This is a genomic window from Streptomyces sp. NPDC005898 (genome assembly GCF_040629635.1).
Classification (GTDB): Bacteria; Actinomycetota; Actinomycetes; order Streptomycetales; family Streptomycetaceae; genus Streptomyces.
This window is the reverse complement of record NZ_JBEXWC010000010.1, coordinates 167111-181248: the sequence shown is the minus strand read 5'-3', so window position 1 is coordinate 181248 and position 14138 is coordinate 167111. Positions and strand designations below refer to the sequence as shown.

At 73.0% G+C, this 14138-nt stretch carries 13 protein-coding genes; 2 read left to right on the top strand and 11 right to left on the bottom strand.

What is annotated here, in order from left to right:
• Positions 1 to 25 precede the first annotated feature (25 nt).
• Genes ABZ385_RS16355 through acpS form a run of 9 tightly spaced genes read right to left on the bottom strand, consistent with a single transcriptional unit; the run spans position 26 to position 8917 of the window.
• Entirely contained in the window at positions 26 to 220 is a 195-nt protein-coding gene (locus ABZ385_RS16355) for an acyl-CoA carboxylase epsilon subunit (protein ID WP_358911866.1), read from the bottom strand.
• Positions 217 to 1758, bottom strand: coding sequence for an acyl-CoA carboxylase subunit beta (locus ABZ385_RS16350; protein WP_358911947.1), 1542 nt, complete (start codon positions 1756 to 1758; stop codon positions 217 to 219). The genes ABZ385_RS16355 and ABZ385_RS16350 overlap by 4 nt, the downstream gene beginning before the upstream one ends.
• 59 nt (positions 1759 to 1817) lie before the next feature.
• Positions 1818 to 2585, bottom strand: a complete 768-nt coding sequence (locus ABZ385_RS16345; RefSeq protein WP_358700310.1) for a 3-oxoacyl-ACP reductase family protein — start codon at positions 2583 to 2585, stop codon at positions 1818 to 1820.
• Positions 2582 to 4981, bottom strand: a complete 2400-nt coding sequence (locus ABZ385_RS16340) for a beta-ketoacyl-[acyl-carrier-protein] synthase family protein (RefSeq protein ID WP_358911864.1) — start codon at positions 4979 to 4981, stop codon at positions 2582 to 2584. Before ABZ385_RS16340 ends, ABZ385_RS16345 begins: the two co-directional genes overlap by 4 nt.
• A 2-nt stretch (positions 4982 to 4983) precedes the next feature.
• Entirely contained in the window at positions 4984 to 6279 is a 1296-nt protein-coding gene (locus ABZ385_RS16335) for a beta-ketoacyl-[acyl-carrier-protein] synthase family protein (protein WP_358911862.1), read from the bottom strand.
• Positions 6276 to 6677 (bottom strand): hydroxymyristoyl-ACP dehydratase, encoded by a 402-nt coding sequence (locus ABZ385_RS16330; RefSeq protein WP_358578278.1) that lies wholly within the window; start codon positions 6675 to 6677, stop codon positions 6276 to 6278. Before ABZ385_RS16330 ends, ABZ385_RS16335 begins: the two co-directional genes overlap by 4 nt.
• Positions 6674 to 8077: a beta-ketoacyl-[acyl-carrier-protein] synthase family protein gene (locus ABZ385_RS16325; RefSeq protein WP_358911860.1), complete on the bottom strand. Its 1404-nt coding sequence runs from the start codon at positions 8075 to 8077 to the stop codon at positions 6674 to 6676. Before ABZ385_RS16325 ends, ABZ385_RS16330 begins: the two co-directional genes overlap by 4 nt.
• Positions 8064 to 8525, bottom strand: a complete 462-nt coding sequence (locus ABZ385_RS16320; protein WP_358911858.1) for a hotdog domain-containing protein — start codon at positions 8523 to 8525, stop codon at positions 8064 to 8066. Before ABZ385_RS16320 ends, ABZ385_RS16325 begins: the two co-directional genes overlap by 14 nt.
• Before the next feature lie 2 nt (positions 8526 to 8527).
• On the bottom strand, positions 8528 to 8917 hold the full coding sequence (acpS, locus tag ABZ385_RS16315; protein WP_358578271.1) for a holo-ACP synthase: 390 nt from the start codon (positions 8915 to 8917) through the stop codon (positions 8528 to 8530).
• 170 nt (positions 8918 to 9087) lie between these two features.
• On the opposite strand from acpS, the gene ABZ385_RS16310 reads away from it, so the two are divergent.
• Both ABZ385_RS16310 and ABZ385_RS16305 read left to right on the top strand, forming a co-directional pair.
• Positions 9088 to 9783 (top strand): MerR family transcriptional regulator, encoded by a 696-nt coding sequence (locus ABZ385_RS16310; protein ID WP_358911856.1) that lies wholly within the window; start codon positions 9088 to 9090, stop codon positions 9781 to 9783.
• Between the two features lie 142 nt (positions 9784 to 9925).
• The gene (locus ABZ385_RS16305; protein ID WP_358911854.1) at positions 9926 to 10849 is read left to right on the top strand and encodes an APH(6)-I family aminoglycoside O-phosphotransferase; all 924 of its coding nucleotides are present in this window, start codon (positions 9926 to 9928) and stop codon (positions 10847 to 10849) included.
• 94 nt (positions 10850 to 10943) lie between these two features.
• Here ABZ385_RS16305 and ABZ385_RS16300 read toward each other — a convergent pair whose 3' ends face one another.
• Both ABZ385_RS16300 and ABZ385_RS16295 read right to left on the bottom strand, forming a co-directional pair.
• The gene (locus ABZ385_RS16300) at positions 10944 to 12548 is read right to left on the bottom strand and encodes a peroxidase family protein (RefSeq protein ID WP_358911852.1); all 1605 of its coding nucleotides are present in this window, start codon (positions 12546 to 12548) and stop codon (positions 10944 to 10946) included.
• Between the two features lie 44 nt (positions 12549 to 12592).
• On the bottom strand, positions 12593 to 13900 hold the full coding sequence (locus tag ABZ385_RS16295) for a cytochrome P450 (protein ID WP_358911850.1): 1308 nt from the start codon (positions 13898 to 13900) through the stop codon (positions 12593 to 12595).
• Between the last annotated feature and the right edge of the window lie 238 nt (positions 13901 to 14138).

Below are 14138 nucleotides of genomic sequence, written 5' to 3'. Positions count from 1 at the left end.
GGCGGGGACCGCGGATACACCGTGATCAGCGGGCCCAGGAAACGGGCGCCGCCGCCGGTGCGGAGCGCGGCACCGGCCAGGGATCCGTGCGGCGCGCCGGCCTCGGGCGCGCGGGGGGCGCGGCCGGCGCCGTCGCCAGCCGGAGCGCCACCAGCACCGCGCACAGTTCCTCGGGGGTGGGGCGCCCGCTGACCACGATCAGCTCCACGGGGCCGCTCACTGCGGCTGGTTCCCGTGCTTGCGCTCCACGAGCGGCACGTACTTGGCACGCAGCAGAGCCAGCGAGCGGATCAACACCGCCCGGGTGTCGCGCGGGTCGATGACGTCGTCGACCAGGCCGCGCTCCGCCGCGTAGTAGGGATGCATCAGGGTGCGTCGGTAGTCCTCGATCACCTCGGCACGCTCCGCCCGCGGGTCGTCGGCCGCGGCGATCCGCTTGCGGAAGACGACATTGGCGGCGCCCTCCGCGCCCATCACCGCGATCTCGTTGGTCGGCCAGGCGAAGGACAGGTCGGTGCCGATGGAGCGGGAGTCCATCACGATGTACGCGCCCCCGTAGGCCTTGCGCACGATGACCTGGATGCGGGGGACGGTGGCATTGCAGTACGCGTACAGCAGTTTGGCGCCGTGCCGGATGATCCCGCCGCGTTCCTGATCGGCCCCCGGCAGAAAGCCCGGCACATCCACCAGCGTGACCAGCGGGATGTTGAAGGCGTCGCAGGTCTGCACGAACCGGGCGCCCTTCTCCGAGGAGTGGATGTCCAGCACGCCGGCCATCCGCATCGGCTGGTTGGCGATGACACCCACCGTGTGCCCGTCCAGCCGTGCCAGGGCGCAGACCAGACTGGTGCCCCAGCCCTCGTGCACCTCGAAGAAGTCGCCGTCGTCGACGATCTCCTCGATCACCCGGCGCATGTCGTACGCGGCCTGCGGGTCGACCGGGACGATGTCGAAGAGCGCGTCGCCCGGGCGGTCCGCCGGATCCTCGGACACCTCCGCCGGCGGCATCTCCCGGTTGTTGGAGGGCAGCAGGGACAGCAGATGGCGCACGTCCTCGAAGCAGGACTCCTCGTCGTCGTGGGCGAACGCGGCCAGGCCGGAGACCTGGGCGTGCATGTCCGCGCCGCCCAGTTCGTCCTGGGTGAGCTTTTCGCCGGTGACGGCCTGGACCACGTCGGGCCCGGTCAGGAACATCTGCGAGGTGCCGCGCACCATGAAGACGAAGTCGGTCAGCGCGGGGGAGTAGGCGGCACCGCCCGCGCAGGGGCCGAGCACCACACTGATCTGCGGGATGCGTCCGGAGGCCCGGACGTTGCGGCTGAAGATCCCGCCGTATCCCGCGAGCGCGGTCACCCCCTCCTGGATGCGGGCCCCGGCCCCGTCGCACAGCGAGATCAGCGGGACGCCACTGGCCTCGGCCAGGTCCATCACCTTGTGGATCTTCTGGGCGTGTGCCTCACCGAGCGCACCGCCGAACACCCTGAAGTCATGGGCGTACACCAGGACTTCCCGCCCGTGCACCCGGCCCCACCCGGCGACGACGCCGTCGCCGTGCGGGCGCCTGCGGTCCATGCCGAAGTCGGTGGCACGGTGTCGGCGCAGCGGCTCGATCTCGGTGAACGACCCCTTGTCCAGCAGGTGTTCGATCCGCTCCCGGACCGTCAGCTTGCCCTTGGCGCGCTGTCGTTCGGTGGCGGCCGCGTCACCCGCGTACAGCTCCTCCTTGATGATCCGCAGTTCGTCCGCCCGCTGCTCCATCGTCTCGCGCGGCAGCTCGCCGGGGTCACCGGAGCGCAGCGCGGTCTCTTCGGGGCTGCTCATGGCCGCCCCAGACCCAGCGCGGTCATCGCGCCGCCGTCCACATTGACCAGCGAGCCGGTCATGTACGAGGACTCGGGACCGCTCAGGAACCGGACCACGTCCGCTATCTGCTCGACCGCGCCGAAGTCGCGCATCGGGATCTGCTTCTTGATGGAGCGGCCGGTGGCGCCCTCCGTCAGACCCGCGACCAGATCGGTGGGGGCGAAGCCGGGCAGCACCGCGTTGACACGGATGCCGAAGCGCGCCGACTCCATGGCGCAGCAGCGGGTGAAGGCGTTCACCGCGCCCTTGGACGCGGCGTAGTTCGACTCGCCGACCCAGCCGCGCTCGCCCATGACGGAGGAGACATTGACGATGACGCCGGTGCCCTTGCTCATGAAGTGCGGCAGCACGGCCTTCGTGCAGTGGAAGACGCCACCGAAGTTGACCTTCATGACGTCCAGCCAGTCGTCCATCCCCATGCTGAAGACGAGCGCGTCCTGGGCCACCCCGGCGTTGTTGACGAGGATGTCGAGTCCGCCGAGGTCGTCGATGCTCTGCCGGACCATCTCCTCGGCGGCGGTGGGGACCGCCACGTCGCCGTGCACGGGGATCGCGCGCCCACCTTCCGCCTCGATCTCGCGGGCCAGCTCCTTGGCCGGGCCCTCGGAGCTGCGGTAGTTGATGGCGACAGCGGCGCCGTCGGCGGCCAGCCGGCGGCAGACGGCGGCACCGATGCCCCGTGCACCGCCGGTGACCAGGGCGACCTTTCCTTGGAGCTTCATCGGGCTTCTCCAGATGTCGTAGTGGTACGGCATTCCTCCGCGCCGCAGCGCGCGGCCAGCGACACATGGGAGCCGCCGAGCGAGGAACTGTTCAGCAGCACCGGGCGGCGGTCGAAGCGGCCCTGGTGCAGGGCGAGCGCCAGCGTCAGCGCCCCGCCGACGCCCATCGGCTCGCCGAGGACGGTCTTCGGCGCGTGCAGACGCGGGACCTTGTAGGGGTGGAACAGCCGCCGCACGGCCCGGCTCTCGGCGGTGTCGGCGGCGCTCAGCCCCGCCGAGGCGAGCCAGACGGCGTCCACCCCGGTCGGCGCCAGACCGGCGTCCTCCAGGGCCGCGCGCATGGCACGCTCCAGGCCCCGGCCACGCGCGTCCCAGAGCCGTGCCCGGCTGGCGTCGGACGCCATGCCGTGACCCAGCAGCTCGCCGAGAAGGGTGGCGCCGCGCGCGATGGCCGCCGAGCGCCGCTCCAACACGAAGGCGACACTGCCCTCGGCGAGCGTGAACCGCCCGTCGGCCGCCTCGCCCGGCCTGCGCCCGGAGGCCGCGCCGAGGGCCGCGTAGGCCCGCCCCACCTGGTCGGTCAGTGTGTCGGTGACCGTGCACACCAGGGCGTCGGCGTGCCCGGCCGCCAGCAGATCGACGCCGTAGGCGAGCGCGGCGGCGCCGGTGGCGTGGCCGACCGAGAGCGTCGACGTCGGGCCGCGCAGCCCGAGATGGAGCGCGACCTGCCCGGCCGCCTGGTTGTAGACGGTGTTCGGAAAGACGGACGGGTCGGCGGCCGCGGGCCCCTCGGCGAGCAGCGGGGCGGTGAACTTCTCCATCGCCTCCATCGGTCCCGTACCGGTGCCGAAGATGACGCCGAGCGCCTCGGCCGCCGCGCTGCCGGGCTCGAAGCCCGCGTCCGCGAGGGCTCTGGCGGTGGCGGCGACGGAGAACTGGGCGAGCCGGTCCATCCGGCGCCGCTCTCGCTTGGTCAGATAGGGGCCGGGGTCGAAGTCGACCCGGCTGCGGCGCAGTCCGTCCTCCCACTCGACCGGGCACTGGCCGCGGGTGTACGCCGACCAGACCTCGGCCGCCGTGGAGCCGGCCGGGTTGAGCAGTCCGACACCGGTGATGACCACGCGGTCGGTGTGCGGCCGCGGCGGGCGGTGGCCGTCCGCCGTCCTGGTCAGCACCAGGGAGGCGTTGGCACCGCCGAAGGCGAAGTTGTTGGAGAGCGCGGCACCGGTGTCCAAAGGCCTGGCGCGGCCCGGGACGTAGTCGAGCGGGCACTGGGGATCCGGCGTGCGGTAGCCGGCGGTGGGCGGCGCCACCTGGTCGGCCAGCGCCCGCGCCGTCACGATGGCTTCGGCCGCCCCGGCGGCGCCGAGCATGTGGCCGATCATGGACTTGGTGCTGGAGACCGGGGTACGGGCCGCCTGCTCCTCGCCGAGCGCGCGCCGGATGGCGTTGGTCTCGGCCGGGTCGTTCTTGGGGGTGCCGGTGCCGTGTCCGTTGACGTAGCCGATCTGCTCCGGGCCGATGCCGGAGAGCCGCAGCGCCGACTCGATGGCCCTGGCCGCGCCCCGGCCCTCGGGGTGCGGGGCGGTGGAGTGGAAGCCGTCGGCGGACAGGCCGTAGCCGGCGATGTCGGCGACGGCGGTCAGCCCGTGCTCACGGGCGAAGCCGGCGCGCACCAGGACGACCATGCCGCTGCCCTCGCCGAGCGAGAGTCCCTGCCGGCCCGCGTCGTAGGGCGTGGCGGGCTCGGGCGACAGCGACTGGAGCGCGTTGAACCCGGCGAAGCAGACGTCCGAGAAGGCGTCACTGCCGCCGGCGAGCACGGCGTCGGCCCGGCCCGCGCGCAGCAGATCGGCGGCCAGCCCGATCGCATTGGCACCCGAAGCGCACGCGGTGTTCACGGCGAGCACCGGGCCCCGCAGCCGGAACGCCGCGCCCACCGACTCGGCCAGCGCCTGCGGCGTCACCAGCAACGCCAGCTCCGGGTCGGGGACTTCACCGTCCCGTACGGCTCTCAGCCACTCCCGTCCCGCGAGCAGCCCGGCATTGCAGGTGCCGAGCACCACACCGAACCGCTCGGGGGCCACCAGCCCCGTGGGCAGCGCCGCCATGGCCTCCTCTGCGGCCACCAGGGCGAGCTCGATCGGGCGCTCGCGGAAGCCCGCAGGATGCCGGTAGCCGCGCGAGGGCTCCACCGGATCGGTCACCTCGCCGCCGAGCTTGGTGTCGAGCCCGTTCATCTCCATGGCCTGTACGGGGCGGATGCCGACCTGCCCCTGGCGCGCACCGTCCCACAGGTGCCGGGCGGTGGGGCCCAGCGCCGAGATCGCGCCCATGCCCACCACGGTCACACCGCTGCTGCCGTGCTGTGGTGTGCTGTCGTGCTGTGGTTCCATCGTCAGTTCCCCCTCTGAGCCTGCTCGGTGGGGGCGCTCAGTACGAGCGCCGTCTGCTGCCCTTCGAGCCCGCGGCCGATCGCCACGGTGTGCCGCACCCGCGCCTCGCGGGCCTGCCCGCTCACCCAGTCCATCCCCGCGCACTGCGGGTCGAGCCGGTCGAGGCCGAGCGTCGGCGGCAGGGCCGAGCCGTCGACGGCCATCGCGCAGACCGCCGCGTTGAGCGCCCCCGCGCCCGCGACGAGGTGCCCGGTCGCCGGTTTGACGCTGCCCGCCGCCGTGGCGGAGCCGTGGCCGAAGACCCGGGTCAGCGCCCGGGCCTCGGTGCGGTCGCCGAGCTGCGTCGCGCACCCGTGGGTGGCCACGTAGTCGACGTCGCCGGCGTCGACCCCGGCCTCACGCAGTGCCCGCCCCACCGCGGCGGCCAGTGGCTCGCCGTCCGGGTGCGGGGTGACCAGGTCGGGGTCCTGGGTCGCGCCGAAGCCGCCGATCTCCGCGTACACATGGGCGCCGCGGCGTAGCGCGGACTCCCGCTCCTCGAGGACCAGGAAGGCCGAGCCCTCACCCAGCACCGAGCCACTGCGCTCCACGTCGTACGGACGGAAGGCGCCCGCCTCATTGCGGGGGGTGAGCACCCCGAGGCCGTCCATCTTGGACATCACCCACCAGGACGCGGCGTCGTCGAAGCCGCCGGCGATCACCACATCGGACTCCCCGCGGCGGATCGAGCGGAAGCCGCGGGCGAGCGCCGTCACTCCGGCGTCGGCGGTGCCGTGGTAGTAGGAGTTGGCGCCCTTGAAGCCGTGGGCATGGGAGAGGTGGAAGAGCGAGGCGGACTGCAGGCCCTCCACGAAGTACAGCGGGTAGAAGGCGGACGAGGCGCGCTCGCCGAGCTGCCGCAGATCCGCCCGGCCGTCCTCGCGGCGGCCCGCCAGGCTGCCGTTCAGCAGATGCTCCGGGTTGGAGATCTCCTTGTTGCCGCCGACGAACACCCCGGCCCGCTCCGGGTCGTACCCCGCCTCCGCGACATCCAGCCCGGCGTCCTCGACCGCGAGCGCCGCGCCCGCGATGGCGAGCTGGTCGTTGCGCGTGGTCATCCGCAGGGACTTGCGGGGGGCGTACCGCGTGGGCTCGAAGTCCGCCAGTTCGGCGGCGACCCGGGTGGTCAGCGAAGAGGGGTCGTACCCCTGGATCGGTCCGATGCCGCTGCGTCCGTCGAGCAGCGCCTTCCACGTCTCGCCCCGGCCCTCGCCGAGGGCGGTGAGCACTCCGATGCCGGTGACGGCGACCCGCCTCATGCCGCCACCTCGCTCGTGTCCGGCTCGGCCAGCTTGTCCAGGCGGAGCCCGCGTACGGTGGTGATGTCCCGGCCGGCCACGCTGACCCGCGCCTTGACGGTGACGGACGACGCGGTCGCCTCGATCACCTCGACGCTGATCTCCAGCCGGTCTCCGGGCTCGGCGAAATGGCGGTAGCGCACCCGCCGCGCCGCGCCGAGCGCCCAGCGGAAGCCCTCGGGCAGCTCGGGAGCGGCGAGCCTGGCGGCCCGGACGATGTCGTCCAGGATCAGCACACCGGGCAGGACCGGGAACCGGGGGAAGTGCGTGGCGAACACCTGCAGGGTGCCCGGGACGTTCCGGGCGGCGACGGCGCGTTCGCCCTTCACCACATCGAGGATCTCGTCGAACGCTGTCATGCTGCCCTTCTTTCGCTCGGAGCCGCACTCGGCCCGTCCACCGGCCGGCCGCTTCGTCCGTCGTCCGCTCCTCGGCCCACTCCGGACGCGGCCGCGGCCCTGACCACGAAGCAGGCGTTGGTGCCGCCGAACGCGAAGGCGTTGACCAGGGCGGCGCGCACCGGGCGGCGCACGGCCCGGTTCGGTACGTAGTCGAGACGGAGCCGGGGGTCGGGGCGGTCGAGGTTGATGGTCGGCGGCACCAGGCCCTCGCGCAGGGCGCCGAGCGCGGCGATCAGATTGACCCCGGCCGCCGCCGAAGTGAGGTGCCCCGTCATGGACTTGGGGGAACTCACGCACAGCTCGCGCGTGTGTTCCCCGAAGAGCTTCTCGATGGCGAGGGTCTCGCTGGCGTCATTGCCGGGCGTGGAGGTTCCGTGCGCCGCGATGTAGTCGATGCCTTCCGTGCCGAGGCCCGACTGCGCCACCGCGTCACGCATCGCGGAGATCGCGCCGCCGCCGTCCGGTGGTGAGTCGGTGATCCTGTACGCGTTCAACGACGTCCCGTAGCCGACGATTTCACCGTGGATGCGGGCACCGCGCGCCACCGCGCTGTCCCAGTCCTCCAGGGCCGCGATGACCGCGCCCTCACCGAGGACGAAGCCCGAACGGTCGGAGTCGAAGGGGCGCGAGGCCCGCTCGGGCCGGTCGTTCCAGCGGTCGGTGATCGCGCCGAGCAGCGAGAAGCCGAGGACGTCCATCCAGGTCGTCAGCGCGTCGAAGCCGCCGGTGAGCATCTGCGCGCACTCGCCCTCCTGGATGCGGCGGTACGCCTCGCCGATCGCGTGCGCGGCGCCCGCGCAGGCGGTGGAGACGCTCACCATCGGGCCGCGGCAGTTCCCGGCCCCGGCGACCGCGGCGACTCCCACGTTTTGATTGCGCAGCAGCACGTCGCCGGGGGCCTGCCGGTACAGGTCGTGGAAGTCGCTCGTGCTCAACTGGTGCGACATGTCGACCAGTTCCTGGAGCGCGGGCCTGCCGACCGTGCCGGCCACGACCACCCCCCGGTCGTGGGGATCGGTGGCGTCCCAGCCCTCGCCCGCGTCGGCCACCGCTTCCTGGGCCGCGGCGAGTGCGAACAGCGCGGCGCGCGAGAGATGGCGCCGCTGCCTGGCGGGTGCCACCCTCCCCGGGTCGAAGTCCTTGACCTGTCCGGCGATCCGCACCGGGAAGGTCGAGGCGTCGAAGGTCTCCAGAGCACTCACGCCGCTGCGGCCCTCGGCGAGCCCCTGCCAGGTCCCCGCGGCGGTGTTGCCGAGCGGGGTGACGGCGCCGACGCCGGTGATGGCCACCCGCCGCACCGGCTCCGCCCGATTCGTCGTTGCCGCCGGGCCGGCCGTGTCCGGTTCATCGGCGCTCACCGCCGGCCGGCACCCGGGTGAGCCGCTCCATCGTCCGCCGTGTGTCCTCGGGGTCCTCCAGGTCCTCCGCGGGCAGCAGGGCGCACATCACGGCCTCGGCCTTCATCACCGTCCTGCCGCCCACCGACGCGGTGCCGGCGAGGACCGCCGTCTCGTCGCCCATGGACTCGACCGTCCCCTCCAGGATCAGGGTGTCCCCGGGGCGTACCGGCTCGTGGAAGGAGACCTCGTCCACCGAGAGGAGCGCGGCGCGCCGCCGCACCCCGGTGGTGGCGATGATCAGCCAGGTCCCGGCCTGGCAGAGGGCTTCCAGGATCAGCGGCTCGGGCATCTGGGGACCCCCGCCCTCGTCCCGCCAGAAGTCCTCCAGCCACGAGGTCACTTTGCGGGCCCGGATGGCGCGCCCCGCATCCCAGGTGTCGATTCGGTCGATCAGATGGAAACGCATCGTCATCCTTCGTCTAGGAACATCACGGCGTGGGCGATGGCGTACGCCCCGCTGTGCGAGAGCGAGACCTCGACCGAGGCGGCCCCGGCCTTCGCCGCCCGGTCCCCGGCGCCGCCGGACAGCCGCACGCGGGGGCGCCCGAGCGGGGTGTTGACCACCTCCACGTCGGTCCAGCGGGTGCCGGGACCGAGCCCGGTGCCGAGCGCCTTCAGGACGGCTTCCTTGGCGGCGAAGCGTGCCGCCAGAGAAGCGAGGCGGTTGCGTTTGCCGGCGCAGTAGGCGCGCTCACGCCCGGTGAAGATGTCCTCTTCCGCGGCGGGATTGTCCGCCAGCAGCCTGCGGATCCGGTCCACTTCGACCAGATCCACCCCGACCGCGATCCGTGTCGCCACGCCACCCATCCCCCGTCAGCTGTTCCGTTCCGGCACTGCCCCTGAGAGATCCGGACCGGGACGCCGCGGATACATCGGTGTACGGGTGTATCCAGGGCACGTGGTGGGCGATCTGTGGTGCGTGATGTGTGGTGGGGGAGCGAAGTCGCGGACGGGCAGGGGTGGGGTCGATGCGCATCGGCGAATTCAGCAGACGGGTCGGCGTGCCGATTCCGACGATCAAGTACTACCTCCGGCAGGGCCTGCTTCCCCCGGGCATCCTGACCAGCCCCAACCAGGCCTTGTACGGCCCCCGTCACGAGCACCGGCTCCGGCTCGTACGCGCGCTGAGCGAGCTGGGCGGTGTCCCGCTGGCCCGGGTGCGGGCGGTCCTGAAAGCGATGACGGAGCCGGACCCGACGCCGCTCGGGGTGCTCCGCGCGCTACGGGAGCAGGACGGCGGGCCGGACCGCGAGCGGAAGCCGGTTCCGGAGCTTCACTCGGAGCCCGAGCCCGAGCCCGAGCCCGAGCCCGACCCCCACCCCGACGCCGGTCCCGAGCACGACCGGGCCCGGGCGGTGGTCCTGGAGACCTTCACCCGCCGTGGATGGCGGATCTCCCCGGACGCCTCCGACGTACGGAAGCTGACCACCGCCGTCCTTGCCGTCCGGCGTCTGGGGCACGCGGACCTGGCGACGGCGGCCCTGGACGCGTACGCGGACGCCGGTGAGCGGACCGCCCGCGTGGAGGCCCGGTACATAGCCGAGGGCCGCGACCCGCGGCAACGGGCGGAACGGGCGGTGATGGCCGCGCTGCTCGGCGAGGCCCTCCAAGCCTCGGTCCGCAGACTGGCGCTGGAGGAGGCCGTACGCGCCCCCGCCCGGTAGCCGCGCAGCACATCTCGCCGGCCACGCCCGACGCCGAGGCCGAAGCCCAGGCCGCCGACCGCCGACAGTCACCCACCCGGCTTCGGCACCGAGATTCGATAGGTTACGCGGAAAGCACCCGCACCCTCCCGAGGACGTCGAGATGAGCAGGGCAAGACTGGTCGAGATCCCGGAAGCCCTGGCGTCGTCGTACGCCCACGCTCTCGGTGAGGAGGGGCAGGGCTGGATCGCCGCCCTGCCCGCGTTGGTGGCGGACTTACTGGACCGCTGGGCGCTGACGACGGACGGCGTACCCGCGTCGGGGGAGGCCTCGCTGGTGCTGCCGGTGCTGCGCGCCGACGGCACCCGTGCCGTCCTCAAGTTGCAGACACCCCGCGAGGAGACCTCCGCCGCCATCACCGGGCTGCACATCTGGAACGGCCGCGGAATCGTGCGGCTGCTCGACCACGACCCGCAGAGCAGCACCATGCTCCTGGAGCGCCTGGACGCGTCCCGTTCGCTGGCCTCGGTCGAGGACGACGACGCCGCCATGGGCGTACTCGCCGGGCTGCTGGCCCGGTTGGTGTCCGTCCCCGCGCCGCAGGGGCTGCGCTGCCTCGGTGACATCGCCGAGGCCATGCTGGAAGAGGCACCGCGCGCGGCGGCGGCGCTGGCCGACCCGACCGACCGGCGGCTCCTGAACCACTGGGCGTCGGCGGTGGCCGAACTGGCCGGCGACCCCGGTGACCGGATGCTGCACTGGGACCTGCACTACGGCAACGTCCTCGCCGCTGAGCGTGAGCCCTGGCTCGCCATCGACCCGGAACCGCTCGCCGGCGACCCCGGCTTCGACCTGTGGCCCGCCCTGGACAGCCGGTGGGACGACATCGCGCCACAAGGGGACATGGCGCGCGTCGTGCGCCGCCGCTTCGACCTGCTGACCGAAGCCCTCGGTCTGGACCGGGCGCGCGCGGCCGGCTGGACGTACGGCAGGCTGCTGCAGAACGCCCTGTGGGACATCGAGGACGGCCGCACCGCCCTCGACCCGGCCGCCGTCACCCTCTCCGAGGCGCTGCGGAACCACTGACCCCGGCCACACCCGGGCCCGTGCACCTCGGATGAACCGGCGTATCAGCGGCCGGCCTGCCCCCCCACCGGGCCGGTCCTCCCCCTGACCGCGCCTACCCCCTGACGCCCGGCGCCCGCTTCGTGCCGAGGGACACCAGGTACCGCCCGTCGTCCTCCGGCAGGTTGCGGTGGACGACGTCGGAGAGCGAGCGGGTGGCGCGCAGGATCGCAAGGCCCTCCGCGGAGAAGGTCTGCGCGGTGAAGAGCCGCGGTGACAGCAGCGGGTTCGTCAGGGCCTCGGAGAACGAGTCGATGCCGATGATCCGCCCGAGCAGATTGCCGAAGAGGCTGCCGTGCCGGGCGTCCTCGGCGAAGAGGCCGACGTACAGGTCCAGGTCGTCGACACCGCCGTACATCTCGTGCAGCGCCTCGCGCACCACCGGGTCGCCCGACACCTGCCGCAGGTCGCTCACGCGGGGAAAGCCGAAGTGCTCGCGGTAGTCGTTGTACGAGGCCACGTCCAGCTCGCGGCCGACCTCGACGCTGCGGGCCTCGATGGGCAGCAGCAGCGGATCGGTGTTGAACAGGCTCATGCGCCCGGCCGGCTGCCGGGAGAGGTCGTCGAACAGGGGGCCCATGCCCCGCTCCTCGACGATCCGGCCGTTGGCGAGCGTATGGAGCAGGGGAACGTCCCGGCCGGCGATGCGGTACGTCGACGGGATCAGGCTGTGCCAGCGGTACACCAGGCTGAACTCGATGGTCGACCAGTTCTCCCGGTGCCAGCTCGAGCGGACCGTCCGTGTCGGGTCCAGGACGAAGCGGAAGTGGAACGGGGTCAGGTGGTTGATGTACTCCTCCAGGACCAGCCGGATCGTCATCACCACCAGGATGTTGCGGGTGGTCTGGAAGACCCGCTCGTCGTCCCAGGCGGGGTACGCGCGCGACAGCAGCCCCGCGATCCTGTTGTGCTCGCGCAGGAACAGCACGTTGACGAGCATCGGGCCGATGTGGGCGTGCGCCCGGTCCCCACCGGTCGCGAAGACGGTGTCGCGCAACGGCTCCGGCACGTCCTCCCAACGCACCGGCTTGAGGAGTTCGAACTCCTTCTTGATGCGTCCCTGGTCGCACAGCAGCGGCGGGAACTCGCCGCCGCCGACCGTGCGGCTCTTCAGCCGGCCGCCCTCGAACTCCCGCAGGCACGCCGTCACCTCCTCGGACGCGCCGTACAGCTGCACCAGGTCGATGGTGTGCGGCGAGTCGGTGCGCCGAGGATCACCGCCCAGACCGTGCCCCCGCAGGAAGCCGTCCGTGAACCACTGGGCGAAGGCGGGCAGCAGGGCGGTCGACCGGGGGCACATCTGCCCCGGCCCCGCCCTGCGGAAGAGTTCGGCCGCCCGCTGCGGTGCCGGTCGCCCCGGGTGCGGGGAGGTGTCCGGGGGCAGGTGCCGGCCGACGTACGAGCGGTCCGTCAGCGAGGGCCATGACGTGTACGGCGCCATGGTGCTGAGCGGGTTGGGCCGGGGCGGGGCCTTGAGGACGGCGACGTCGGTGAGCAGGGCGTTGGTCTTGAGGTGCAGCCACCGGTTGCCCTGCACCGCCCGCCACAGCGGCGCGTAATGGGTGAGGACGTGGGCCTCGACGCGGTTGCGCAGGCCGTCGCGGGAGGGATCACGGTCGTCTTCGCCCGGCGTTCGGCTCCGGCGCGGGATGGTGGTCATCTGGTGCCTGCTCTCCGGTCGGCGGCTGGGGGACGCCCGTACGGTCAGGACGGGGCCCCCGTGTCCGCCGTCACGGTGTAGTGCTGCGGATAGGGCGTGTCCCCGTAGTCCAGGGCGCGTTCGGCGCCTGGCAGCGGCCGGACACCGGGGCGCAGGAGCACCCGCCGCACCATCTCGGGGAGGATCGCCCGGGCCGGATACCGACCCACGCAGGCGTGCGCCCCGTGGCCGAGCACCAGGTTGTGCACGGGCGTCCGGTCGGGCCGGAAGGCGTACGGATCCTCGACGACCGTCTCGTCGAACATCGCCGACGCCAGGTGCGCGTGCACCACGGTGCCGGGTGCGAGGCGGGTCTCGCGCGGGGTGCCGGCGGCCAGCACGTGCTCGCGCACGCAGAGCCGTGGCGTTGACGGGACGAAGGGGTGGAAGCGCAGAGCCTCCCAGACGTAGCCGTCGAAGGCGGTGGTGTCGTCCGCGGCGGCCGACCGCTCGGCGCGGGCCAGCTCCTCCGGACGGATCGCCAGTTCCTTGAGCGCGGTCGCCGCGCACTGGGTGGCGTTCTGCTGGTAGCCGATCAGGTAGCCGACGAGCTGGTGGTTGATCCGTTCCTCGTCCATCGGCCGGTCCGCTCCCGGCGGCAGAACCGTGCGCAGCATCCGGGTGAGGACGTCGTCCGGCACGTCGTGGCCGGGGTCCGCCGACAGCGCGGCGACCCGGCGGCGGATCACCTCGGCCATCAGCTCGTGCAGTTCCTTGCCGGCCGCCACGCCGGCGGCGTGCACCTCGGGGTCCCGGTCGGGGTTGACGAACACCGCGCGCTGCACGCGCTGCGACAGCAGGTGCAGGTCCTCCTCGGCCACGCCGGTGAAGCCCAGGTACTCCTGGGCCACCCGGGCCGCGACCGGGGCGGAGAACTCCTGGATGTAGTCGAACGTCTCCCGCCCCGTGGCACGGGCCGACGCGATCGCCCGGTCCAGGGCGTCGTCGGCGAGGCGCGCCGTGATCCGGCGCACCGGCAGGAAGTCCCGCGCGGGCAGCATGAGCTGGGCGTGCGCGCGGTCGTGCCAGTGGAGGTCGGCGCCGTCCCGGGCCAGCATGAACGGCCCGTGCAGCGCCTCCTCCAGGAGCGGGCCGTACACGCCCACGGTGAAGACGTCGGGCGTCGACAAGACCTCCACCACATCGGTCATCCGGGTGACGAAGACGCCCGCGGGCGTGGCGAACACCGGGCGCGCCGCGCGCAGCTCGCGCAGCACGGCCGGACCGTCCGCCTTCATGCGCTCCCGCAGGAGGGCCACGCGCCGCGCGGCGTCGCTCTGCGGGATGGTGTCGTACGCCGCTAGAAACTCCATGGGTGCACCCAGACGTGGCGGGGCGCCGCGGACCGCGGTCGCCGGCGGATTCGCTCTCAATTACGGCACGGAGTCCCCGAGCCCGCACCACGACCGGGTCACCGGTGTGAATATGCCCGGTGCCTGCCGGGCGCCGCCGCGTGCCGCCGCCCTCCATCCCCGGCCGCGCCCCAGCATGGACCAGGACCGAACCCGCGACGGCAGGAGGCCGCACGCATGCTGGGACCAGGGCAACCAC

Coding starts and splice junctions, on each gene's coding strand:
- ABZ385_RS16350 (WP_358911947.1), bottom strand. CDS start 1,758: ATGGAGCAGCGGGCGGACGAACTGCGGATCATCAAGGAGGAGCTGTAC.
- ABZ385_RS16345 (WP_358700310.1), bottom strand. CDS start 2,585: ATGAAGCTCCAAGGAAAGGTCGCCCTGGTCACCGGCGGTGCACGGGGC.
- ABZ385_RS16340 (WP_358911864.1), bottom strand. CDS start 4,981: ATGGAACCACAGCACGACAGCACACCACAGCACGGCAGCAGCGGTGTG.
- ABZ385_RS16335 (WP_358911862.1), bottom strand. CDS start 6,279: ATGAGGCGGGTCGCCGTCACCGGCATCGGAGTGCTCACCGCCCTCGGC.
- ABZ385_RS16330 (WP_358578278.1), bottom strand. CDS start 6,677: ATGACAGCGTTCGACGAGATCCTCGATGTGGTGAAGGGCGAACGCGCC.
- ABZ385_RS16320 (WP_358911858.1), bottom strand. CDS start 8,525: ATGCGTTTCCATCTGATCGACCGAATCGACACCTGGGATGCGGGGCGC.
- ABZ385_RS16310 (WP_358911856.1), top strand. CDS start 9,088: ATGCGCATCGGCGAATTCAGCAGACGGGTCGGCGTGCCGATTCCGACG.
- ABZ385_RS16305 (WP_358911854.1), top strand. CDS start 9,926: ATGAGCAGGGCAAGACTGGTCGAGATCCCGGAAGCCCTGGCGTCGTCG.
- ABZ385_RS16300 (WP_358911852.1), bottom strand. CDS start 12,548: ATGACCACCATCCCGCGCCGGAGCCGAACGCCGGGCGAAGACGACCGT.
- ABZ385_RS16295 (WP_358911850.1), bottom strand. CDS start 13,900: ATGGAGTTTCTAGCGGCGTACGACACCATCCCGCAGAGCGACGCCGCG.